At 44.8% G+C, this 22,575-nt stretch carries 17 protein-coding genes and 1 tRNA gene; 6 read left to right on the forward strand and 12 right to left on the reverse strand.

Annotation, left to right across the window (positions count from 1 at the left end; translation table 11 throughout):
* The 3 genes from B5X68_RS15685 to B5X68_RS15695 are packed head-to-tail and all read right to left on the reverse strand — an operon-like array spanning nt 1 to nt 5,685.
* Entirely contained in the window at nt 1-2,988 is a 2,988-nt protein-coding gene (locus B5X68_RS15685; RefSeq protein ID WP_082215681.1) for a glycosyl hydrolase family 28-related protein, read from the reverse strand.
* Nucleotides 2,989-2,998: 10 nt separating this feature from the next.
* Nucleotides 2,999-3,778 carry a ThuA domain-containing protein gene (locus B5X68_RS15690; protein WP_082215682.1) on the reverse strand — a complete coding sequence of 260 codons (780 nt, stop codon included), beginning with the start codon at nt 3,776-3,778 and terminating at the stop codon, nt 2,999-3,001.
* A 32-nt stretch (nt 3,779-3,810) separates the two neighbouring features.
* Nucleotides 3,811-5,685: a CocE/NonD family hydrolase gene (locus tag B5X68_RS15695; protein WP_082215683.1), complete on the reverse strand. Its 1,875-nt coding sequence runs from the start codon at nt 5,683-5,685 to the stop codon at nt 3,811-3,813.
* A 131-nt stretch (nt 5,686-5,816) separates the two neighbouring features.
* Between B5X68_RS15695 and B5X68_RS15700 the strand changes: the two genes are divergently transcribed.
* From B5X68_RS15700 to B5X68_RS15710, 3 genes are all read left to right on the forward strand, one after another.
* Complete coding sequence (locus B5X68_RS15700) at nt 5,817-6,923, forward strand: MBL fold metallo-hydrolase (RefSeq protein WP_082215774.1); 1,107 nt, start codon at nt 5,817-5,819, stop codon at nt 6,921-6,923.
* A gap of 84 nt (nt 6,924-7,007) precedes the next feature.
* The gene (locus tag B5X68_RS15705) at nt 7,008-7,205 is read left to right on the forward strand and encodes a hypothetical protein (RefSeq protein ID WP_082215684.1); all 198 of its coding nucleotides are present in this window, start codon (nt 7,008-7,010) and stop codon (nt 7,203-7,205) included.
* A gap of 24 nt (nt 7,206-7,229) precedes the next feature.
* A complete protein-coding gene (locus B5X68_RS15710; RefSeq protein WP_082215685.1) occupies nt 7,230-7,823 on the forward strand; it encodes a hypothetical protein in 594 nt (197 codons plus the stop codon).
* An 82-nt stretch (nt 7,824-7,905) separates the two neighbouring features.
* Here B5X68_RS15710 and B5X68_RS15715 read toward each other — a convergent pair whose 3' ends face one another.
* Both B5X68_RS15715 and B5X68_RS15720 read right to left on the reverse strand, forming a co-directional pair.
* Nucleotides 7,906-8,613, reverse strand: coding sequence for an AAA family ATPase (locus B5X68_RS15715; RefSeq protein WP_082215686.1), 708 nt, complete (start codon nt 8,611-8,613; stop codon nt 7,906-7,908).
* A 109-nt stretch (nt 8,614-8,722) separates the two neighbouring features.
* A tRNA-Glu gene (locus B5X68_RS15720) sits at nt 8,723-8,794 on the reverse strand.
* A 259-nt stretch (nt 8,795-9,053) separates the two neighbouring features.
* Here B5X68_RS15720 and B5X68_RS15725 point away from each other — a divergent pair.
* Entirely contained in the window at nt 9,054-11,543 is a 2,490-nt protein-coding gene (locus B5X68_RS15725; protein WP_082215687.1) for a M14 family zinc carboxypeptidase, read from the forward strand.
* A gap of 48 nt (nt 11,544-11,591) precedes the next feature.
* On the opposite strand, the gene aroQ is transcribed toward B5X68_RS15725, so the two are convergent.
* Nucleotides 11,592-12,005: a type II 3-dehydroquinate dehydratase gene (gene aroQ, locus B5X68_RS15730; protein WP_082215688.1), complete on the reverse strand. Its 414-nt coding sequence runs from the start codon at nt 12,003-12,005 to the stop codon at nt 11,592-11,594.
* 26 nt (nt 12,006-12,031) lie between these two features.
* Between aroQ and xerD the strand changes: the two genes are divergently transcribed.
* Complete coding sequence (gene xerD / locus B5X68_RS15735; RefSeq protein ID WP_082215689.1) at nt 12,032-12,928, forward strand: site-specific tyrosine recombinase XerD; 897 nt, start codon at nt 12,032-12,034, stop codon at nt 12,926-12,928.
* On the opposite strand, the gene B5X68_RS15740 is transcribed toward xerD, so the two are convergent.
* Both B5X68_RS15740 and B5X68_RS15745 read right to left on the reverse strand, forming a co-directional pair.
* Complete coding sequence (locus B5X68_RS15740) at nt 12,929-13,132, reverse strand: hypothetical protein (protein ID WP_170916661.1); 204 nt, start codon at nt 13,130-13,132, stop codon at nt 12,929-12,931.
* 1 nt (nt 13,133) lies between these two features.
* Nucleotides 13,134-13,640, reverse strand: a complete 507-nt coding sequence (locus tag B5X68_RS15745) for a SixA phosphatase family protein (RefSeq protein WP_082215691.1) — start codon at nt 13,638-13,640, stop codon at nt 13,134-13,136.
* Between the two features lie 194 nt (nt 13,641-13,834).
* On the opposite strand from B5X68_RS15745, the gene sppA reads away from it, so the two are divergent.
* Nucleotides 13,835-15,601: a signal peptide peptidase SppA gene (gene sppA / locus B5X68_RS15750; protein ID WP_082215692.1), complete on the forward strand. Its 1,767-nt coding sequence runs from the start codon at nt 13,835-13,837 to the stop codon at nt 15,599-15,601.
* A 3-nt stretch (nt 15,602-15,604) separates the two neighbouring features.
* Here sppA and B5X68_RS15755 read toward each other — a convergent pair whose 3' ends face one another.
* From B5X68_RS15755 to metH, 4 genes are all read right to left on the reverse strand, one after another.
* Complete coding sequence (locus tag B5X68_RS15755) at nt 15,605-16,528, reverse strand: YihY/virulence factor BrkB family protein (RefSeq protein WP_082215693.1); 924 nt, start codon at nt 16,526-16,528, stop codon at nt 15,605-15,607.
* Nucleotides 16,529-16,613: 85 nt separating this feature from the next.
* Complete coding sequence (locus B5X68_RS15760) at nt 16,614-17,852, reverse strand: NupC/NupG family nucleoside CNT transporter (protein ID WP_082215694.1); 1,239 nt, start codon at nt 17,850-17,852, stop codon at nt 16,614-16,616.
* Nucleotides 17,853-17,945: 93 nt separating this feature from the next.
* A complete protein-coding gene (locus tag B5X68_RS15765) occupies nt 17,946-18,491 on the reverse strand; it encodes a nuclear transport factor 2 family protein (RefSeq protein WP_082215695.1) in 546 nt (181 codons plus the stop codon).
* A 202-nt stretch (nt 18,492-18,693) separates the two neighbouring features.
* Nucleotides 18,694-22,518 (reverse strand): methionine synthase, encoded by a 3,825-nt coding sequence (gene metH, locus B5X68_RS15770; RefSeq protein WP_082215696.1) that lies wholly within the window; start codon nt 22,516-22,518, stop codon nt 18,694-18,696.
* Between the last annotated feature and the right edge of the window lie 57 nt (nt 22,519-22,575).

A 22,575-nucleotide genomic window follows, 5' to 3' on the forward strand; every position in this document is an offset into this window, starting at 1 on the left:
CTATTTGATTTTTACACTATATAAAGCAGTTCTCCCGGTTATAAAAAGCGTTTGATTATCCGTTCCTCCGAAGACAATCGTTGTGGGGCGTTCAGGAACAATAATGTCACCAATAGGCTTACCGGTTTTGTCATAAATATAAATTTGCCCATCCGCAATGTAGACATTCCCTTCGTTATCAACTGCCGAACTGAATTCCCCCTTTTCCGCAAAGAGCTGAGGCTCTGATAAATGACCTTCCTTACCGACATTAAACCGCACGGTCCTTTTTAAATATTCATCTGCACCGTACAGAACTTTTCCAGGAAAACCTTCCAGCAACGCATTGCTGCGCGCGAGATCGTACACGACAGGAATAACAGTAACCTCATCCGGTGCCAGCCAACATTCCTGAAATTTATTCGTACTAACCTTATTAAAATCACCGGAATCCCGCCTTCTATTGGACGGATTAAGCGTTTTATAAATGCTGCTAACACTTTCCAACGGCCGTTTTTTGAGCAACTGCATCGTTTCTTCGGGCTTTTCGGGATTCATAGCATACACCAATGTCCCAAAACCATTATTACCCCAGCCGCTGAAAGAAGTTCCGGCAGCGTCGGGCGGATTTGGGAACGTTTCGGGATGACCATTAATAAGATAACCTGCTTTCGGCACATATTTGAAAACCACCAATAAATTATCCTTCGTATCACAGCCTAATGAAAGCGGCTCCCAGGGAAAATCAGCGATAAGGCTCAATGCCTGCGTTTCAACAGACCATTTGTAAATTCTTCGCGCCCGCGATTCGCTGAAATAAACATTCCCTTTGCTATCCCGGCAAATTCCATCTGCAAACTCAAACCCTTTGGCCAGTTCCACCACTTTGCCAATTTCAGATTTAACAACATTTGCCTGAGAGTCTCCCTTAATAACCAACCTGTTAAACTCCCAAGGGCGCACCTCGAAATTAGATTTCACATCAAATAGAGGGACGGTTGAAGGAAATTTAGTCTGGCTATAATTATGCACATTCAGGAATTCTATATTCTTATTGTTCCAGGATCTAATTGAATATGGATAAGGTGTTTTCACCCGGATTACGCGGAACATATAAAGATTTGCAAAAGTCATATCCGCGCAATCCTGCAATTCAAATGGCTGGCATTCAGAACTTTCCTTACTTTCTTCTTCTAACTGCAATGCGTAGACTTTCCAGTTGGACACCTTATTGAACCGAACTTCATTGCGCATGTGATGTTCAATGGACATTGCGTAAATTTTTCCAGGCGTTGCAGTGTTGGAAACATAAGTGCCCGAAGTCGCGTAAGTGTTTGCAGACCAGATGTTTTTAAAAGTCCCTCCCCCGCCATTAGTAATCCAAAGACTCCAATATTGCGTGTCCCAAAGCGACTCATCCTGGTGGGCATTCTGCTGAGGCGCAGACTGCGGTTTCTTTGTGTTAATCGTTCCATGCCCACCGATAAATTTCACATCATTCAAATAAGAATCCGCACCAGCCATCCATTTCACCCCAACTGCTCTCGTATTGCTGGCGCCGGTTGAAACGCCAATCCCGGTCATAATGTTCGCGCCGCCTTCTGACGATTCAATAATAGGTTTGGGCGGACCAAAACTGCCAAAGGCCTCCGTGTTGTCCTGAATGATGAATTGCGTAGCGATCGGATTCAAGCCTATCAAGACGGTTTTAGGTTTCATCCTGATGGTTTCAGTAACCCGATAATGGCCCTGCGGCACATATAAAATATCGTTTTTATCAATCGCGTCCTGAATGGCCTTCGTATCGTCCGTAATGCCATCGCCTTTCGCTCCAAGCGCTTTCAGGTTCATCCATAACGCAATGACCGGAAAGTCCGGAATGTCCTTTTTGATTGTTTCAGGAAATGTTTTGAGCGGCGCCATTTCCAGATTGGTTTCTTGCACAGGCTTAGCAGTAAGATTCGCCATTTGCAGCCCGTGATTCAAATTTTTTACTTTGTACAAAGTGCCCTCCCCTTTTATTTGTTTCCCACTTTCGCGAAAACTGGCCAGAAGCGGGACATTCTTGCAGTTCAAATTCCTGACACTGATCTGCGTATACGCATTGTTTTCATTGCTGACAATAAAAGCCGGCCCGCTAACATTTTCAAATTGGCTGTCCTCGATAAACAATTTTTCATAGAAATCGCGGTTCATGTCAAACACCGTCGGAACATTCTTCACTGTCATCCGGACCATCGTTAAACCCGATTCCTGCGACTTGATAGCGGCCTTACGCTGGCCTTCAAAATACGTATCGACCATCATAAACTGCCAGCCGGGTGAAGGTTTGAACGTGTAAATGCCATACTCTCCACCGAAAAAGCGCACATCTTCCATTTCATTGCCCACATCAAACATGCCCGCTTTACCATTCCCTGTATGGATATCCACGTGTGAGACAAAGCTGTGCTGCGCAAAATGTGTCCTTAAAGCCACCGCAAACGGATTTCCCTCACCGATCTTTATGTCAACATTAGACAAAGCGCTATAAAATGTGCTGGCTCCCGCATCCGGAATCGGCTGACCGGGTTTCGGAATGGAGGAAGTAAACCAGAACATGTATTTCGCATGCCCTTTGTCCTGTGGATATTCCTCTTGAAAGCCAGGTGAATTGTCTGCCAATACAAATACAGGGCGCTTTTTGCCATAACCAATCACGCGAACCGCTGTTGGAATGTAAATGGTTTTGCTGATCTTATAAGTGCCTTCGGGGATAAAAATGATGCCAAAATTGAATTTCGTTTTTACTACATCGATCGCCCGTTGCAGCTCGTCCGAAACGTCACTTTTACCATCGTTGGTGATCTTGAATTTTTCAGGTGTGAAGTATGTAGCATCTTCATCTTGAAGCCGTTGCTGATAAAATGATTTGCTTTCCTGAAATTTTTGAGCCGATTTCTTCTTTTGTGAAAAGGCGACATGCTGAACCAAAACAACCAGAATAAGTGCTAATAAATGGTTATTCATATGCTTGGGATTATTTCTTTACAGCCCAGAAAATGGCGTTTTTGAAAACAGTTCTATACACATCACTTTCAAACAGAACCGGCGAATGTCCCATGAAAATGTAAATATTCTTCGCCTTCATCTTCGGATTAGACCAAATTACGGGATGATCGCCCATTTTGACTTTGGAATCGGGTGAATAAGTGGATTCATCAACGCTTGCAACCACATCCACATTCGGTCGCGGGCTTTTATCATAAATGTACCATTCTTCTTTTTTGACCAAAAAAGACGCAGGAACGCCCTTCATAACGGGATGATCTTCCCTCTCAACATTCACAGTTCCCGCCGCAAAATCGCCGATATAATTTTTGTATCGAATCCCTCCCATAAAGTCCGAAAACCAAGGCCAGATTTTATAACCATCAAATTCCCCCAGTAATGTTGCATGATGAAACCCGATCCAGCCACCTTTTCCTTCATTAATGTATTTTTCAAAAGCCGCAGACGCTTCTGGTTTCCAGGCATAGGGAACATAATCCAGCTGAATAATCAGCTGATAATTAGCCAGATAAGCCTCATTGATCGGATCGGTTTTATCAATATAATCAATGGCAAAATTCTCACTGCCAGCCAGTGAGTCCAGCCAAAGCTTCGCTCTTTTTGAATATTCAATGTGGTGCCCACCCGGCTCAGCCATCGCCAGGACTCTGAATTGCGGCTTTTGTGTTTGGGCCAATGTGACGTTACAAGCGCAGAAAAGTAAGCCCGCGAGCAGATAAGCGGGAAGTTTCCCGGTGAAAAGTTTCATGATTTTCAGGTGTTTAGGAATTAAAACCGACCTTATTTCAGGACGGGCAATGTTATGCTGCTGCTATATTGCGCATTGTGGTGGATCGTAACTTTCGATTTTTGAAAATCCGACTCACTCGCTTCAAAAATGTTCATGAATTTCTGTGGATTTCTGTCAACCAGCGGAAACCAGCTACTTTGGATCTGCACCATAATGCGGTGTCCTTTTTTGAATGTGTGCGCGGTTTCGTTGAGCTTAACTGTTACTTTTTCCACTTTGTCTTTCGTAAAAGGCTCAGGTTTTGAAAAGCTTTTGCGGAATTTGCCACGAAGCACTTCTGCCCGCACCATTTGCTGATAACCGCTCATATCCACCGCCTTATCGCCTTCTTTTGCGCCAGGAACCGATGTGTTAGCAGGCCAAACATCAATCACTTTTACTATGAAATCTGCATCAGAACCGGTGGTTGAAACCATAAGATCAGCAATAATTTCACCGGTTAATGTTACGTCTGCCAACAAAGAATCTGTTTGAAAGCTAAGCACATCGGGCCTTTCAGAAGCAAATCTTTGGTCCTCGGCCATATAAGCGTTATTTCTGTGGCTGCCCGCAACACTCGTGTAAGGAACCGGGTTGGCAGGGTCGCTTTCATAATCGGTTTTACCAGACTTCGAAGCAGGTTTGGTTATTGACAATAACCCATTTAGATTGAAATAATACGGCGTTGGCTGGCTGTTTTTAGGTGGCCAAACATCGTAATTTTTCCATCGATTAGAACCTGTTTCATAAACCGTTACCTCAGGCTGGTCAAAGCTGCCTTTTCCTTTTAGGTAAAAATTGAAAAACTTCGTTTCGATCTCTTCCTGAAAATATTTGTTCAAATCGCCACCAAAATGATATTGGGCAAACGACTTCCACTGCGCCGCCGCCCAGCCGCCATGCGTCCATGGGCCCATAACGAGGCGATTATTATTTCCGGGCGTTTGCTTTTCAATGGCCGCATACGTTTTCAAAGCACCATATAAATCCTCCGCATCAAACCAGCCTCCAACGACCAGCACAGCAGGTTTTATGTTTTTCAAATGCTTCTTAATGTTCCTGCTTTCCCAAAATTCGTCATAAACCGGATGCGCCACAGTTTGCCTCCAAATGCTGTTGGGATCAGAAAAATAAGCATCCGTATTTGCTTTTTTCAAAGGCCCGAAGTCCAGGAAATATTTATAGGCATCTGTATAACTGGCATTAAAAAAAGGCTTGTAATTTTCCCCATCTGCACTTTTTGGACCATCAAAACCGCTGTAAAAACCGAAGTTGTCCATCAAAAAGAAAGCTCCGTTGTGATAGCAATCGTCACCGATAAATTCATCAGACATAGGCGCTTGCGGCGAAACGGCTTTCAATGCGGGGTGCGCATCGGGTAACGCGGCGGAAGAATAAAATCCCGGAAACGAAATGCCCGATTGACCTACATTACCATTGTTTTTCGTGTTTTTCAAAAGCCATTCAATCGTATCATAAGTGTCGCTCGACTCGTCGACATCTTTATTACCCAATTTTTTCTCAATCGCCGGCGTCATTTCCCTGAAATTCCCTTCACTTTTGTAACGTCCACGCGCGTCCTGGTAAACGAAAATGTACTTTTCACGCATCAGATAGACATTTGGGCCAAGGCTGCGTCGATATTTATTCACTCCATACGGCCGCACCGAATAAGGCGTCCGCTGCATGAGAATCGGATAAGTTTGAGATGAATCCTTAGGGGAATAAATGGCCGTAAAAAGCTTCACACCATCGCGCATGGTAATGTATTGCTCGGTTTTAATGTAATTTTCCCTGATCCAGTTGGTGTCAGGCGTTGCCGTGTTCTGGGCTTTACAAATGCAGGACGAAAGCAGCAAAAAGAGCAATAGCAAACGTTTATTCATGGCTGGCTGTTAACGATAAAATTATATTGACCAAAAATACAGAAGAAAGTGTTTGTCAAACATAAAACTTTTTACCTTCCCGTTTATTTGCATATCCCCCGTCGATGATCCGAGTTCTTAAAAAATCCTTTATGATATTATTCATTTTGCTGGCCTTGCTCGTCATGGCGGGCTACATTTTTATACAGCAGCCGCAGTTTGGCAGACAGCCGTCAGGCGCACGTTTGGAGTTAATCAAAAATTCACCCAATTACAGAGACGAAAAGTTTCAGAATGAAAGCTTTACGCCTGATTTAGCGGAAGGGTCCAGTTATTCAAAAGTGTTGATCAAATTCTTTTTTGGCAAAAGCAAATACAACATTCCGGGAGCCCCTATTCCCTCTCAAAAGACCGATTTGCTACATTTGGATCCGACAGAAAATGTGCTCGTCTGGTTCGGACATTCATCCTACTTTATGCAAATTGACGGCAAAACCTTCCTCGTCGACCCGGTTTTTAGTGGCAGCGCATCGCCAATTCATTTCACGACACCGAGTTTCAAAGGCACTGACGTTTACACCGTTGACGATTTTCCAGCCATTGATTTTCTTCTCATTTCACACGACCATTGGGATCATTTGGATTACCAGACGATTTTGAAATTAAAATCAAAGGTGAAAAAGGTTGTAACAGGCCTTGGAACCGGCGAGCATTTGGAATACTGGGGCTACGATCCGAAAATTATCATTGAAAAAGACTGGTATCAGGAAGCCGATCTGGGCAATGGATTTAAAGTGAATGTTACGCCGGGCAGGCACTTTTCCGGAAGAGCATTAAGCAGGAATAAAGCCATGTGGGTCTCTTTTGCACTACAAACCCCAACCATGAAAATCTTTATCGGCGGCGATTCAGGCTATGACCAACATTTCAAAAAAATAGGCGAAAAATTCGGTCCCTTCGACCTCGCCCTCCTCGAATGCGGACAATACAACGAAGCCTGGAAATACATTCACATGATGCCGGAAGAAACTGTAACCGCTGCCCACGAGCTTAAAGCCACCAAACTAATGCCCGTACACTGGTCCAAATTCTCACTCGCCCTCCACGACTGGAACGAACCCATCCAAAGAGCGACTACCGAAGCCAAAAAACAAAACATGCCGCTCGTAACGCCTATGATAGGCCAGAAGGTTAATTTGAAGGGGGAGAATGTTTTTACGGAATGGTGGAAGGATCGGGCGTTGGAGCCGGAGGATTAACCAGAACGACCGCAGGAAAAGTAGAGTTTGGAATGTGAATTGAGATTTTCGAAATTGTATCATTCTACACAAACACTTGTAACGATGACACAGGAACTGGTTGACAAAGTCAGGGCGTATGTGAAGGCAAGGCGGGAAGAAATAGACAATTCTCCCGATCCCCGCCAGGCATCTATCAACCACTTAAAAGAAATTGGCTATCTGGATGAGAATGGGGAGGTCGCAGAACACTACCGCGGCGGACTTCCCGACGCTGGCAAGAAAACAAAAGTTTCCGCCTAATCTATATTTACACGGACACTATCAATGAATCCATTTCATTACTGTGACGTTATAGTCTACGGCTTTCATGGCTGCAGTGTAGTGGTCAAAGACAGAATTCTGAGCGGCTTTGCAAAATTTAATAAAAGTGCTAATCAGTATGGCTGGTTAGGGCCCGGAGTATATTTTTGGGAAAATGATTTTTTGCGAGCTCAGAGCTGGGCGATAGAAATGCATGGAAATAGTGCCGCAGTAGTAGGAGCGAGAATTCAGCTTGGACATTGTTTCGATATTTCTAACTCGTTTGCCAAAGAAATTCTCAAAATTTCCTACAACGATCTTTGCGAAGATTTGTCAACTTCGCATTTATCAATGCTTGCCAACAAGCCCCATCCCAAGGCAAAAGGAAACCCGGACGACAAAGTTTTGAGATATTTGGACAAGGTTGTTATTGATCATGCAATGGCACTGGTCGAAAAAAATGAACCCGACACTTTGTACGACACAATCCGAGCCCCATTTCAGGAAGGATTTCCAGTTTATCCCGGCAGCGCCTTCCGCGAGCATGATCACATTCACTTGTGTGTACGGAATCCTGATCTGCTGGTTGATTTGCTTGATCCAGATGAGGTGAGTTAGATTACTCCTCAACCTCCAACTCCCAAATCCCATCCACATCGGCATGAGCGTGTAACTCTGGCCTTGGAGGATATTACAGGAATCAATCAAATAAATTTCTAAAATATAGCTCGGGATCGTCCAACAGGCTTTTGGTCAGTTGATAATGGTTTGTTTCTGTGTATTTTATTTGTCGTACAGGCGATTTGTCAAAGTCGAAAATGACTGCGCCGGGATAGGTTAAGAGAATTGGCGAGTGTGTTGCGATAATAAATTGAGCGTTTCCGGCATTCTCCAAACTATTAATGATTGACATGAATGCAAGTTGGCGTTGCGGAGAAAGCGCCGCTTCAGGCTCGTCCAGCAAGTAAATGCCGCGATTGAATCTATTTAGAAAAAGTGATAAAAACGCTTCGCCATGCGATTGTGCATGCAGTGACTTGCCGCCATATGCGTCCGAAAGATCATTCGAGTCAACATAAGTGGCGAAATTGAAAAAACTTTCGGCGCGCATGAAGAATCCGTTGGTGATCCGTTTGGGTCGCCATGAAAGTCTTAAAAAGTTGGCAAGATTTGATTCCGTTTCGTAGAAATCGTAAGTGTGATTTTGGTTTCCGCCGGCTGGATTAAAACCACATTTGATTGCAATTGCTTCGAGGATTGTTGATTTTCCTGATCCGTTTTCTCCTACAAAAAAAGTTACGTTGGAATTGAATTCCATATCCAGGCCGTTGGCAAGGACTGGAATGTTAAATGGATACTCGGTGGTGTTGCCGATGTTGGTTGTGATGGCGTTGGTTAGGAATGGCATTGGCGTGTGTAATTGTATAACTGAAATCAGCACGCAAGATAGCAACAAAAAAACCGCCCTAAAATAAGGCGGTTTTTGTAGTTTCTGAAAGCGCTAACGCGCGGTTATGTGACCCATAGGGGAATCGAACCCCTGTTTCAACCGTGAAAGGGTCGTGTCCTAACCGCTAGACGAATGGGCCGACTGGTCTCCTACTTCGCGCGTTTTTTAAGCACTTTCTTTCACTTTTCGTTTCCGTTTTCCGAAATCGTGGTGCAAAGATGCACGGTGCGATTTTAAATTCCAAACTTACAGTTGAAATAAAACGAAGTTATTTTACACTCTCCTGATTTCCAGAACATTCAAACCAAAACTTTTTTTATTCAATATCCCATGCCGTTAAATTGAGGTAACTTTCTAATTTTGGACTTGCTCGTTTTCAATTTCACTTCCTTCAACATATGTTAAAACGTTTCTGCTGGTCACTGTTGTTGCTTTTTTCCCAATTCGCAGTGGCGCAAAATAAAACGCCGGATGAATTCCTGGGTTTTCCGCTTGGCTCCAAATTCGCATTTCACCATCAAATCGTAGATTACATTAAGTTATTGCAATCGCAAAATACGGATCGCGTGAAACTGGTCCAATATGGCAGCAGCAATGAAGGTAGGCCCCTTATGGTGGCGTTTATTTCATCGGCAGAGAACATCGCGAATCTGGAAAAGATCCGAACCAATCATCTGAAAAGCATTAAACTGCTGGACGGAAAACCCGATGCTGCAACCCCGCCGATCGTTTGGATGAGTTACAATGTGCATGGAAATGAGTCTGTGTCGGCGAATACAAGCATGAAAGTAATTTATGAGTTGCTAAACAAGCAGAATGCGCTGACCCAGGATTTTCTTAAAAATATGGTCGTGATGATCGATCCGTGCATCAATCCGGACGGTTATGACCGCTATTCCCAATGGTATAACCGCGTGCAAAATGCGACGCCGGATGTGACCCCGTTTGGTTTGGAACATGACGAGCCGTGGCCTGGCGGACGATTTAACCATTATTTGTTTGACCTGAACCGCGACTGGGCGTGGCAAACACAGAAGGAAACGAAGGAGCGCATTGTGCTTTACAACCAATGGATGCCGCATTTCCATGCCGATTTCCATGAAATGGGCCACACCAGAAGTTACTATTTCCCTCCTGCCGCTCGGCCATTCCACAAAGATGTAACTGCCTGGCAGCGACAGTTTAATGATCTGATCGGCGAATACTGCCGCAAATATTTTGACAAAAACAACTGGGCTTATTTTACCAGATATAATTACGACCTTTTCTATCCAAGTTACGGTGACACCTGGCCGACGGTGAATGGCGCTATCGGTGTTACTTATGAACAAGGCGGAGGCGGAAGGGCCGGGTTGGGCATTGAACGCAAAGATGAACATGATACATTGACGCTTGCAAGCCGCATTTCACATCATTATGCAACGAGTTTGGCCACATTGGAAGCGGTGCTTTCCCAGAAGGAACGAATTGTTTCTGAGATGATTAAATTTCATGAGGACGCGGTTAATGCGCCTGCCGGCTCTTTCAAAACATACATTGTAAAGGCTAAAGGAAATGAAGAACGGATTCGCTCATTTGGTGAATGGATGACCCGCCAGGGCTTTGTTTACGGCATAGCAGGCAAAACGGCCTCGACAAAAGGAACGGAACTGACAACGTTGAATGAACAATCTTTCAAAATTGAGAACAATGACTTGCTCATTAGCGCATATCAGCCAAAATCAAACTTGTTAAGGATTCTTTTTGAGCCAAAACCTGTGCTGGAAGACTCTGTAACTTACGATGTTACAAGCTGGGGACTTGCTTACTTATATGGTTTGAAGGCTTACGGATTGAAAGAAAAACTCGTGCCGGCAACTTATCAGGCAGAGAAGATTGAGAACCCGATTCCGGCTACTTCACCTTATGCTTATCTGGCACAATGGTCTGAGGTTGAGCACGCTGCATTTCTGGCAGATTTGTTGAAAAACGGAATTTTGGTTAAAAGCTCAAATGTTCCGTTTGACATTAATAAAGCAACCTATGAAGCAGGAACACTGATCATTCCCAAGAAAGGAAATGAAAATCTGGCCTTCGACAAACTGGTCACTTCCATCGCTACCAAACATTTTGTAAAACTGACACCGGTGCAGACAGGCTATGTGAGCAACGGCGCCGACTTCGGCAGCGATTACATTGTGTCCCTTAAAGCCCCGAAAGTGGTTGCAGTGACCGGAGATGGCATTAGTCCGACCGCTATTGGTGCCATATGGCATTATTTCGAACAGCAAATTGGCTATCCGGTGACGCTCGTGAACGGATCACGACTTTCAACATTGCCATGGAATGAAATCGACGTCCTGATCCTTCCTGATGGTAAATATTCGGACATTATTAATGACAAACATTTGGAAGCACTGCAAAACTGGATTCGTAATGGCGGGAAATTAATTGCTATGGAACGGGCTACGGATGCTTTTGTGGGTAAACAAGGGTTTAATTTAACCAAAAAATTCACCGACAAAAAGAAGGATTCTGATACATTCAAAAAATATGGCGATCAGGAGCGCGAAGATGCGGGCGACACTTCGCCGGGAAGCATGTTCCAGGTCACAATGGACACGACTCACCCACTTTCATTTGGCTGCGGAAAAGAATATTTCACGCTTGTTCGCGACGCGTATGAAATGGATTATCTGAAAGATGGCTGGAATGTTGGTTACCTGACAGAAACAGGCTATAAAGCAGGTTTTGTGGGCAACAAAATGACGGGTAAGCTCAAAAACACATTGGTAATGGGCGTGCAGGACATGGGCCGCGGCCACGTCGTCTACCTGCTGGACGATCCGGTTTTCCGATCCATGCTCTATAATGGCAAGATTCTGTTTAGTAATGCGGTGTTTCGTTAATGAGTGAATAAAAAACATTCAGTCATTCGCTCATTCAGTCATTCAACATTAAAATGTGCGAACCGCTAGTTCGTAACCTTTAAGCCCCAGACCACATATCATTCCCTTGCAACGCGATGTCAAATAACTGTGGTGACGGAAGGTTTCGCGGGCGTGGATGTTTGAAATGTGGACTTCTACGGCCGGGGTGGTTACTGCCGAAAGCGCGTCGGCTAACGCGATGGATGTGTGCGTGTAACCGCCCGCATTGATCACAATGCCGTCGAATGTAAAACCGACTTCGTGGATTTTATCTATTAATGCTCCCTCGTGATTGGATTGAAAATAATGTAGCTCAATGTCCGGAAAAAGACCTTTCAGCGTTTCGAAATAATCCTCAAATGATTGGTTACCATAAACGCCGGGTTCGCGTTTGCCTAAAAGATTCAAATTAGGGCCGTTCAGGATCAGGATCTTTTTCATTCAATAATCAGATTAACAGTTCTTCTATGTGGCAAAGCTACATCAAACATTTTAAAAATTATCTTCGTCTGGAACGCTCGTTATCGGGCAATTCGGTGGAAGCTTATGTGCGGGATGTTGAAAAACTGGAAGAATTTTTAGAACTGGCAAAAATCGACTTGCCGCCAGTGAGGATTAATGAGGAGCATTTAACGGCATTCCTGAAATATTTGTCTGAGCTTGGCCTTGCCGCGCATTCACAAGCGCGCATGCTTTCGGGAATTAAAGCTTTTTTCAAATATTTGTTGCTGGAAAATGAGATTTCGGAAGACCCTACCGAGCTCCTGGAATCCCCTCGCCTGCCCCGAAAACTGCCCGATGTGCTTTCGTATGAAGAAATTGAGACCATGCTTTCCGCAATTGACCATTCCACGCCGGAAGGAACGCGGAACCGGGCTATTATTGAAGTTTTGTACAGTTCAGGGTTGCGGGTTTCGGAACTGACCGGTTTGCAGCTAACGCATTGTTATTTCGACATTGGATTCCTGCGGATTTTAGGAAAAGGCGATAAGGTGCGGCTGGTCCCCATTGGCAAGGAAGCCATCAAATACACCCAAATTTATCTCGATCATGTGCGCAGCGAAATCGCGCCCGCAAAAGACAGCGAAGACATCGTTTTTCTCAACCGACGAGGCGGTCAGCTCTCGCGTGTAATGATTTTTATAATGATCAAGGACGTTGTGGAGAAAGCAGGAATTCACAAGAATGTAAGTCCGCATACATTCCGGCATTCATTTGCAACACATTTAATTGAAGGCGGCGCCAGCTTGCGTGCTGTGCAGGAAATGCTTGGTCATGAGTCGATTACGACCACAGAAATTTACACGCATCTGGATCGCGATTATCTCCGGCAGGTCATTACGGAATTTCATCCACGAGGGTGATTATTTTACCTCTTCCAAAAGCGAATCCAATAAAAGTGAATCCGCGTCAGGCGTGGCACCTGGCAATGCACGGTTCAGTTGCTTGGGCTTATTCCAGGGAGCAGTTGTGCGGCTCGACATGTCGTACGAAATGTAAGCGAACAACGTGATGAACAGGATGGTCACAATAATAAATATGCTGCGGTTTCTGTTTTGCTTTTCCATTCTAGTCAACGTCCCGTACTTGCTTGGGCGTTTTATATAAAGTCAGATTTCCTGTTTTGCCAGAAATTTCCTCCCATTTAAGATTCTCAAATTCAATAATGGCAACGCTCCCTTTTTTCATTGATCCCAGGCTTGCACCTGAAATGTATTCAGCAAAATAGGTTATATCCGGGTTATGCCCAAAAAGCGCAAGCATGGAAAATTCTTCCGAAATTTCGTTTACCGCATTCAGGTAAGCCTTTGGACCGCCATCGTAGATTTCCGCTTTGGAAACCAGTGATGCCACATTAACACCCAGCTTTTCAGCAGTGATAACCGCGGTCTGATAAGCCCGTGAAGCCGGGCTGGTAACAAAAATATCCGGTCTGAAATTGGTATCAGCCAGCCACTCTCCCATCACGGCAGCCTCCGCCAACCCTTTACTGTTCAGGATTCTATCGAAATCCTTAGTCCGAAAAGTTTGATCCTCGGCGGTTGCGTGGCGTACGAGAATAAGGGTTTTCTTCATTTTTTATTTTTTCCCAAAAATACAGATTCCCCCGCATTTATATACTTTGAAGGGCGACGAAAATCAGCCGGATTTTTTTACCACTTACCTCCCGCAAACAACCTTTCGACATTAATTATTCTACAATGCGCGACAATTAATCCGTATTTTTGTTTCTTACGTACCTAGAGATAAAACCCATTATACAGCATACCATGTTACAATTTCTTAAATATGTCCTCGCCACTTTCGTCGGCATAATCATCTTCCTCTTCGTTTCAATTTTTATTCTTGTCGGCATCGGATCCATGTTTTCGTCTGAAGAAGAAGTTGTGATAGAAGAAAAATCAGTGCTCAAACTGGACCTTAACAAGCCAATCCAGGAAGTGGGCGTCGAAAATCCTTTTGCGGAAATAGGCGGACCATTTGGTGGTGACGAAAATGCGGTCGGATTAAAGGACATTATTGAGGCGCTGAAAATTGCGCAGAAAGATGATAATATTAAAGGAATTTATCTCAAAACAGAAGGTCCGGAAGCTGGCTGGGCCACTTTGGAAGAAATCCGGAACCAGCTTTTAGAATTCAAAAAATCGAAGAAATTCATCGTCACTTACGGCGAATCCTACTCAGAAAAAGGTTATTACATTGCTTCGCTAGCCGACAAAATCTACCTCAATCCGGCAGGTGGCATTGAATGGAACGGGCTCTCAGCTGAATATAGTTTCTTTAAAGGCACATTTGATAAATTGGAAATTAAACCATTGGTTTTCCGGGTGGGTGAGTTTAAAAGTGCTATCGAAATGTTCTCCCGTCAGGACATGAGCGAAGCCAGCAAAAAACAGTCATCCGAGCTGATAGGTGCTATTAATGGTAATTTTCTCAAAAATATTTCCGCGTCCCGTAATATTTCGGTGGCCGAATTGAAAGGACTTGCAGATTCGTTGGCAGTTGATAACCCTAAATCAGCATTGCAACATAAATTCATCACAGACCTTGGTTATCAGGACGAATTGGAGGCTTATCTGAAAAGGAATCTGAAAGTTGAAGAAAAAAAGAAGATCGCTTATGTGGGTGTTGACAAATATCTGAAAGGTGGAAAAAGATCAGAGGATGGCGATTTTAATAAAAGAATTGGTGTTTTGGTAGCCGAAGGAGAGATTACAAGCGGTGAGGGCGGTGATGGAAACATTGGTTCTGAAAAGTTTGTGAAAGAACTGAAGGAAATTCGGGAAAATGACAAGATCAAGGCCATTGTGATCCGCATTAATTCCCCGGGTGGAAGCGCGCTGGCGTCTGATGTCATGTGGCGTGAAATTCAGCTTACTGCCAAAAAGAAGCCTGTCATTGCTTCAATGTCTGATGTTGCAGCTTCCGGCGGCTATTATATGGCTATGGGTTGTGACAAAATCGTTGCTCAGCCGAATACCATTACGGGCTCAATCGGGATCTTTGGACTAATTTTCAATGTCACCGACTTCATGAACAACAAGCTCGGGATCACATTCGACGGCGTGGGCACCAGTCCGCACGCTGACTGGCCTACCGCAACACGCGACATGACCGAATTTGAAAAATCGATGATCCAAAAGAGCGTTAATGAGGGTTATGAGACTTTTACCAAAAAAGCAGCTGCCGGCAGAAAGATGTCAGTTGAAAAACTAAAAAGCCTTGCGCAAGGACGCGTTTGGTCTGGGGTTGAGGCAAAAGAAAATGGGCTTGTAGACGTTTTGGGAGGTGTTGATGATGCCATTAAAATAGCTGCAAAAGCTGCCAAACTCGATGAAGGTGATTACAGGGTTCGTTACTATCCTGAAAAGAAAAAGCCTTTTGACGAGCTCATAACCAAAATGATGGGTGACAACGAAGAAAAAGCAACCACCAAAGCGCTTGGCGATCTTGCTCCGTATGTTAAAATGTACAAGAAGCTTACCAACATGGGCGGCATGCAAACTAGGATGCCATTTGAGCTGGTGATCCGCTAAAAATTAATCCACAATCAGCTTACCCGTTTTTTCATCGATTTCTCTTCGCACGATCAGCACGGCGTGTTTATTTGGCGCAATGCCAATGCCGTCCTGCCTGGCGTAAACTTTGGTAAATTCCGCCCCGAAGTAGAGGATAATGGAAGAATAATAGATCCAGGTTAGCAGGATGACGATGGAAGCTGAGGTGCCATATGCGGCCCCAAGATCCGATTGGCCTAAGTAAAAGCTAATCACAAACTTGCCTATCAGGAACAAAATGGCTGTAAAAGCAGCTCCGACCATACACTCTTTCCATCGCAGGTCACCATCGGGCAACACTTTGAATATGACTGTAAATAATGCCGTAATAATAGTTAAAACGAGTGCGAGGTTTATGATATAAAAAATCACAACTGAGGCCTCGGAAAAATATCTTTCCAGTTGATTACTAAGCACATCCACAAGCGCGCTCGCGCCTAAGGAAACCACCAGCAAAAATCCTAACGTAAGAATAAGCGAGAAGGAAGTAAGGCGATTTTTGAGATATTGAAGCCAGCCTTTTTTGGGTTTTGATTTGATAGACCATATATAGTTGATCGAATCCTGCATTTCCGCAAAAACACCCGTTGCCCCAATAAGCAATGTTCCAATCCCGATCGCGGCGGCAATGCCCGATTTATTTGATAGCTCCGCATTTTTAAGAATTTCCTGCAACTGAAGCGCTGCGTTCGCGCCAACAAGGCCTCTGATTTGCCCAAACAACTCACCCTGAATGGCCTCCTTTCCAAAGAAAATGCTGAAAATCGAGATGATAACCAGCAACATAGGAGCCAGTGAAAATATCGTGTAGTATGATAAAGCCGCGCTCAGTTTCAGCCCGTTATCATTCATAAACTCATTAAAACTTTCCTTGATTATAGAGAAATACAGCTTTACGTTTTTCATATTCGCGTTATCTAACAATGCCTAAGTGTGGCGACATAAGCTGTTAGACACAAATATCCATGCCAAAGCAAGGCATTTTGAAGCATTAGAGTAGTAATCCCGCCAGCGTCGCAGACATGTAGGAAGCCAACGTCCCGCAAATGAGCGCTTTGAACCCCAGCCGCGCGAGGTCAGCGCGCCGGGATGGAGCTAGCTCGCCAATGCCACCAACCTGGATGGCGATGGAGCTGAAATTGGCGAATCCGCAAAGCGCAAAACTGGTGATAACAATGGTCTTATGGTCAAGCGTATCCTTCATTTTTACCAGATCCAGATATGCGACAAATTCGTTGATAACCATTTTTGTTCCCATCAAGGAGCCCGCCGCTTCAATATCCTTACCCGGAACACCCATGGCCCAGGCAAACACCGAGAACACTTTGCCCAGAAGAAAATTAAAACTCAGTTGCGGAAAAGCGAACAAACCACCGATCAGTCCGAGTAAGTAATCCAGCAGCGCAACCAATGCTATAAAGCCGATCAGCATGGCAATTACATTAAAACCAACTTTTAAACCTTCGCCGGCCCCTGCTGCGATTGCGTCCAATAAATTCGCGTGTGTTTTCTGAATTTCCAGTTTGACAACACCCTTCGTACTGGAATGCTCCGTTTCCGGAAAAACAATTTTTGATATAACCAATGCACCCGGCGCTGCCATTAAACTTGCAGCAATGAGGTAAGGAGCGGGAACGCCCAGCGAAATATAAACGGCCATAACCCCACCTGCAATACAAGCAAAACTGCCTGTCATTGAAGCCATTAACTCTGAGTTGGTCATGTTTTTAAGATAAGGCTTAATCATGATCTGAGCCTCCACCTGACCTACGAATGTACTGGCAACATTGGAAAGCGCTTCTGCACCGCTCACACCCATAAGCCAATAAACGCCGCGGGCAATAATAGAAACAACCCGCTGCATAATGCCCAAATGGTAGAGCATATTCACCAGAACGGCGACGAAAATGATCGTAGGAATTACCTTGAAGAAAAATACAAAGTCGTTGCCGGGACCGAATGCGCGTTGCATTAGGTCAGGCCGAACTAAGGTTCCGAATACGAAATCTGCACCCCGATCGGAAAAAGAAAGTAATTTTTGGACTTTACCGCCCAACCACTGAAAAATGGCCTGACCGGTTTCCGTACGAAGAATAAAGACAGCCAAACCAAATTGAAGTGCCAGCCCCACGCCTACTGTCCGGTAATTGATAGCTTTTCTGTTATTCGACATCGCGAACGCAATGCCCAGGATCAATATAATACCCAGTAGTCCTGTAAATCTTTCCATAAATTGTTAAGTCGCCCTTTGCCAAAAGGTGCAAAATAACAACAAATTAATTGGAAGCTATGTATTGAAGAAAATATAGAGAAGCGACAGGAATTATTTAACTGCAATAGCAGACCCTACTGTCATAGCCAGCTCATCAGATTGGCGGTGGACAATTTTCCATTGATTGTCCTCGCGACGGAAAACGATGGTTACATGAAGATCAAGATTTTGGCCGTCTGCAAGCACATAATGTTCTTTTTGAAGCACATATCCCTGTTCCGGACCTGCATGGCTTGCGATCTTTTCCAGCTTATAAGTCTTCCTATTGGCAATTTTTTTTCCAAAGGCATCTATACTTCTTTCTACATCCTGCCATCCTTTGGATTCCTTACTATTAAGACCGCAAACATTGGTAACTTCCTCCTTGCGAGACCAAAGCGATTTGTATGTTGAAGCATTGCCCTGCGCAAACTCTCTGTTTCCCTGCTGCATCTTTAACACCGTTTCATCAAATGTGGACGACTCCAAATCAACGTTGGAAACCAATTTTTCGGTACCAATATTAGATGGTAAAACAGCCTCCCGGGTTTTTGACCTGTATTTAAATGACGATGCGAGGAGTATGAGTAGGATAAAAACTGAAATATTTCTTTTCATGGCTAATAAACTTTTAATTCTTACTTAGAATCGTAATACAAATATTCAATGTAAAAAATTAATAAAATAGCGTAGTACTACCTGTTTACAGCACATTACACCACCTTATTACGACTTTTGGCAAAGAAAAGTATACAAATAGTCATAAAAAATGGGAGAACAGGTTGCCCCGCTCTCCCAATGAACCTTAAGTATTAATATTCTAATAACCTAAAACAGGTGACAACCACCTTTCGATTTCTTCCAAAGGCATATCTTTACGTCGTGCGTAATCTTCCACCTGATCCTTAAATATCTTACCCACAGGGAAATAACGGCTATCCGGATGAGAAAAATACCAGCCGCTTACACTGCTGGCAGGGTACATTGCGTAACTCTCCGTTAATGTGATTCCCAGCTGTTCAGCGTCCAGCAAGTCAAACAACATGCGCTTCTCGGTATGGTCAGGGCAAGCCGGATATCCCGGTGCCGGACGAATGCCTACATAGCTTTCCTTAATGAGGTCCTCGTTGCTGAATGTCTCATTTTTGGCATATCCCCAAATTTCTTTACGAACACGCTCGTGCATTAGTTCGGCCAATGCCTCGACCAGGCGATCCGCCAGGGCTTTCACCATGATGCTGTTGTAATCATCATGGTCTTTTTCATATTTGTCCAGAAGCGCTTCGATGCCAATTCCGGCCGTGACCGCAAAACCGCCAACATAATCCATTTGGCCTGTTTCCAGCGGGGCGACGAAATCAGACAAGCAATAATTAGGCAAATTTGACGCTTTCTGGCTCTGCTGACGCAAATGATGCAACACAGCAGCTGTATCGGCAACCAGTTCGCCGGCATTCAGATTTTCTGTTGCGTGCTGGCTGATCTTGTACTCAATGTGCTGGTGCGAACCGTGCCTTTCGCAAGGCACCTCGCGCGTTTCCTCCTCGAAATGATGCAAAACAATGTCGTCCTGAATAGCATTTGCAGGCCAGAAACCAATTACAGCTTTGGCTTTCAAGGTCTTATCCCGAATAATTTCTCCTAGGAGAACGGCCGCATCTTCATATAACTTAACCGCCTCAGAACCAACGACTTTATCTTCAAATATTTTTGGAAACTTCCCATGCAATTGCCAGGTCTGGAAAAATGGCGTCCAGTCGATGTACTTGGCGATGTCGGCCAGATCATAATCGTCGTAAACGCGTGTTCCCAGAAACTGCGGCTTGGTTGCCTGGAAATTAGTCCAATCAATTTTTGCTTTGTTTTCACGTGCTTTTCCTATCGCAACATGCGCTTTTTCACCGCCCCGTTTGGCATGGTCTTCGCGCAGCTTTGCATATTCTGCCTTGATATCCGTCAGCACATCTGCCTGGCTCTGCTCATTTTGAATGAGCTTACCTGCAACCGGAACTGATCTTGAAGCGTCCAAAACGTGAATGACTGCTCCGGAATAATTTGGGTCGATTTTTACTGCCGTATGGATACGCGAAGTGGTTGCACCACCGATCAGAAGCGGCATTTTGAAATTTCTGCGCTCCATCTCTTTGGCAACGCCCACCATTTCATCCAGCGAGGGCGTTATCAATCCCGAGAGACCGATAATGTCCACATTGTGCTCGATGGCAGCCGCCAGGATTTTGTCAGTCGGCACCATTACGCCGAGATCGATTATTTCGTAATTGTTGCAGCCCAGCACCACGCCAACGATGTTTTTACCAATGTCGTGGACGTCGCCTTTTACCGTCGCCAGCAAAATTTTCCCGGCTGAATTATTGCCCTCACTTTTCTCCGCTTCAATGTAAGGCTGCAAGTAGGCAACGGCTTTTTTCATCACCCTTGCAGATTTAACAACCTGGGGAAGGAACATTTTACCCTCTCCAAAAAGGTCACCGACAATGCTCATTCCGTCCATTAGAGGGCCCTCAATCACCTCCAATGGCCTCGCAAACAAATGCCGGCATTCCTCTGTATCTTCATCAATATAATCTGAAATTCCTTTTACCAAAGAGTGCGATATGCGTTCTTTTACAGGCAACTGCCGCCATGAAAGATCAGGCCCGCTTTGCGTTTTCCCTTTATCTTTTACAGTTTCAGCATAGGTTACAAGGCGCTCTGTTGAGTCCGCACGGCGGTTAAGCAACACATCTTCAACCAGTTCCAGGACATCTTTTGGGATTTCATCATAAATACCAATTTGTGCAGCATTCACAATCCCCATATCCATTCCCGCACGAATTGCGTGGTACAAAAATGCGGTGTGAATGGCCTCACGAACGGGTTCATTTCCTCTGAAACTGAAAGAAACATTGGAAACACCACCTGAAACTTTTGCGTGCGGCAGGTTTTCCTTGATCCAGCGAACCGCGTTAATGAAGTCAACTGCGTAGTTGTTGTGCTCCTCCATTCCGGTAGCAACCGTCAGAATGTTCGGGTCGAAAATAATGTCCTCGGCAGGGAAACCCACTTCCTCTGTCAGGATGCGGTAAGCTCTGGAACAAATTTCAATGCGTCGTTCCAGGTTATCCGCCTGGCCTTGCTCGTCAAATGCCATCACAACCGCAGCCGCTCCATAGCGCAACACCGTTCTGGCCGACTCCTTGAACTTTTCTTCGCCCTCTTTCAAAGAAATCGAGTTCACAATCGACTTGCCTTGTACACATTTCAGCCCCGATTCGATCACCTCCCATTTGGAAGAGTCGATCATTAAAGGCACTTTTGAAATATCAGGTTCGGAAACAATCAGGTTTACAAACGTTTTCATTGCTTCGACGCCATCGATCATTCCCTCGTCCAGGTTAATGTCGATCACCTGCGCGCCACTTTCAACCTGTTCGCGGGCAATGGCAAGCGCCTCGTCGTATTTTCCTTCGCGAACGAGTCGGGCAAATTTCTTGGAGCCAGTCACATTGCAACGCTCCCCAATGTTCACAAAATTGCTCAGCTGATTGATCTTAACTGGCTCCAATCCTGACAATTTCATGACCGTTTCGGTCGAAGGAAGTTCCCTAGGGCTATATTTTACGGCCAGGTCCGCAATGACGCGAATATGATCGGGCGTCGTTCCGCAGCAACCGCCGATGATATTAACGAGATTATCCCTCAAAAATCCGTCAATAACTTCGCCCATTTGCTCGGGTGACTCGTCATATTCGCCCATTTCGTTTGGTAACCCGGCATTCGGGTGTGCTGATGTGAAAAACGGGGCCTCCTTTGCCAGAATCTGCACATACGGCCGCATTAAGTCTGCTCCCAATGCACAGTTCAGACCGACTGAAAGTAATGGTAAATGTGAAACAGAGGTCAAAAATGCTTCCGTCGTCTGGCCTGATAATGTCCTTCCGGAAGCATCTGTGATCGTTCCGGAGATCATGATTGGCAATGATTCGCCGGGCTTATTTCTCCACGAATCCAGACGTTCCACCTTACCATTTTTGGCATCAACAAAAAACTTATCTATTGCAAAAAGCGCTGCTTTTGCATTCAATGTATCGAATATGGTTTCAACAAGCAGCACATCGCAACCTCCATCGGTCAAGCCCTTAATCTGCTCATAATAAGCCTCAACCAGCTGATCAAAGCTGATGGCACGGTAACCCGGATTGTTAACGTCCGGTGACAGTGATGCTGTCCGGTTAGTGGGCCCGATTGAACCTGCTACAAAACGGGGCTTGTCCGGATCTCTTTCTGTGAATTCATCTGCAACTTCCCTCGCAAGGCGTGCGGACTCGAAGTTCAGCTCGTAAACCAGTTCTTCCATACCGTAATCGGCCATGGCTATGGTGGTGCCCGAGAATGTATTGGTTTCAGCAATGTCGGCTCCTGCTTCAAAATATGCCGCGTGAATGGCTTTGATAATGTCCGGGCGGGTCAGCGAAAGCAGGTCATTATTTCCCTTTACATCGCGTGGCCAATCCGCAAAACGCTCGCCTCTGTAATCATGATCCTCCAATTTGTATCGCTGGATCATCGTGCCCATAGCGCCGTCAAGTACCAGAATACGATTTTTCAGAATTTCACGAATATCTGCCTTTTGCGTTGCTACCATTGTGTTGTATTTGTATTGACAAAAAAATTTGTACTTGGGATTCCAGTGCTAATTGGA

It is taken from the genome of Dyadobacter psychrophilus (assembly GCF_900167945.1).
In the GTDB taxonomy this organism is placed as follows: domain Bacteria; phylum Bacteroidota; class Bacteroidia; order Cytophagales; family Spirosomataceae; genus Dyadobacter; species Dyadobacter psychrophilus.

Coding starts and splice junctions, on each gene's coding strand:
- B5X68_RS15710 (WP_082215685.1), top strand. CDS start 7,230: ATGAATCCATTTCATTACTGTGACGTTATAGTCTACGGCTTTCATGGC.
- B5X68_RS15695 (WP_082215683.1), bottom strand. CDS start 5,685: ATGAATAAACGTTTGCTATTGCTCTTTTTGCTGCTTTCGTCCTGCATT.
- B5X68_RS15705 (WP_082215684.1), top strand. CDS start 7,008: ATGACACAGGAACTGGTTGACAAAGTCAGGGCGTATGTGAAGGCAAGG.
- B5X68_RS15715 (WP_082215686.1), bottom strand. CDS start 8,613: ATGCCATTCCTAACCAACGCCATCACAACCAACATCGGCAACACCACC.
- aroQ (WP_082215688.1), bottom strand. CDS start 12,005: ATGAAAAAGATCCTGATCCTGAACGGCCCTAATTTGAATCTTTTAGGC.
- B5X68_RS15725 (WP_082215687.1), top strand. CDS start 9,054: ATGTTAAAACGTTTCTGCTGGTCACTGTTGTTGCTTTTTTCCCAATTC.
- B5X68_RS15765 (WP_082215695.1), bottom strand. CDS start 18,491: ATGAAAAGAAATATTTCAGTTTTTATCCTACTCATACTCCTCGCATCG.
- B5X68_RS15685 (WP_082215681.1), bottom strand. CDS start 2,988: ATGAATAACCATTTATTAGCACTTATTCTGGTTGTTTTGGTTCAGCAT.
- B5X68_RS15745 (WP_082215691.1), bottom strand. CDS start 13,640: ATGAAGAAAACCCTTATTCTCGTACGCCACGCAACCGCCGAGGATCAA.
- B5X68_RS15755 (WP_082215693.1), bottom strand. CDS start 16,528: ATGAAAAACGTAAAGCTGTATTTCTCTATAATCAAGGAAAGTTTTAAT.
- B5X68_RS15740 (WP_170916661.1), bottom strand. CDS start 13,132: ATGGAAAAGCAAAACAGAAACCGCAGCATATTTATTATTGTGACCATC.
- B5X68_RS15690 (WP_082215682.1), bottom strand. CDS start 3,778: ATGAAACTTTTCACCGGGAAACTTCCCGCTTATCTGCTCGCGGGCTTA.
- B5X68_RS15700 (WP_082215774.1), top strand. CDS start 5,817: ATGATATTATTCATTTTGCTGGCCTTGCTCGTCATGGCGGGCTACATT.
- metH (WP_082215696.1), bottom strand. CDS start 22,518: ATGGTAGCAACGCAAAAGGCAGATATTCGTGAAATTCTGAAAAATCGT.
- sppA (WP_082215692.1), top strand. CDS start 13,835: ATGTTACAATTTCTTAAATATGTCCTCGCCACTTTCGTCGGCATAATC.
- B5X68_RS15760 (WP_082215694.1), bottom strand. CDS start 17,852: ATGGAAAGATTTACAGGACTACTGGGTATTATATTGATCCTGGGCATT.
- xerD (WP_082215689.1), top strand. CDS start 12,032: ATGTGGCAAAGCTACATCAAACATTTTAAAAATTATCTTCGTCTGGAA.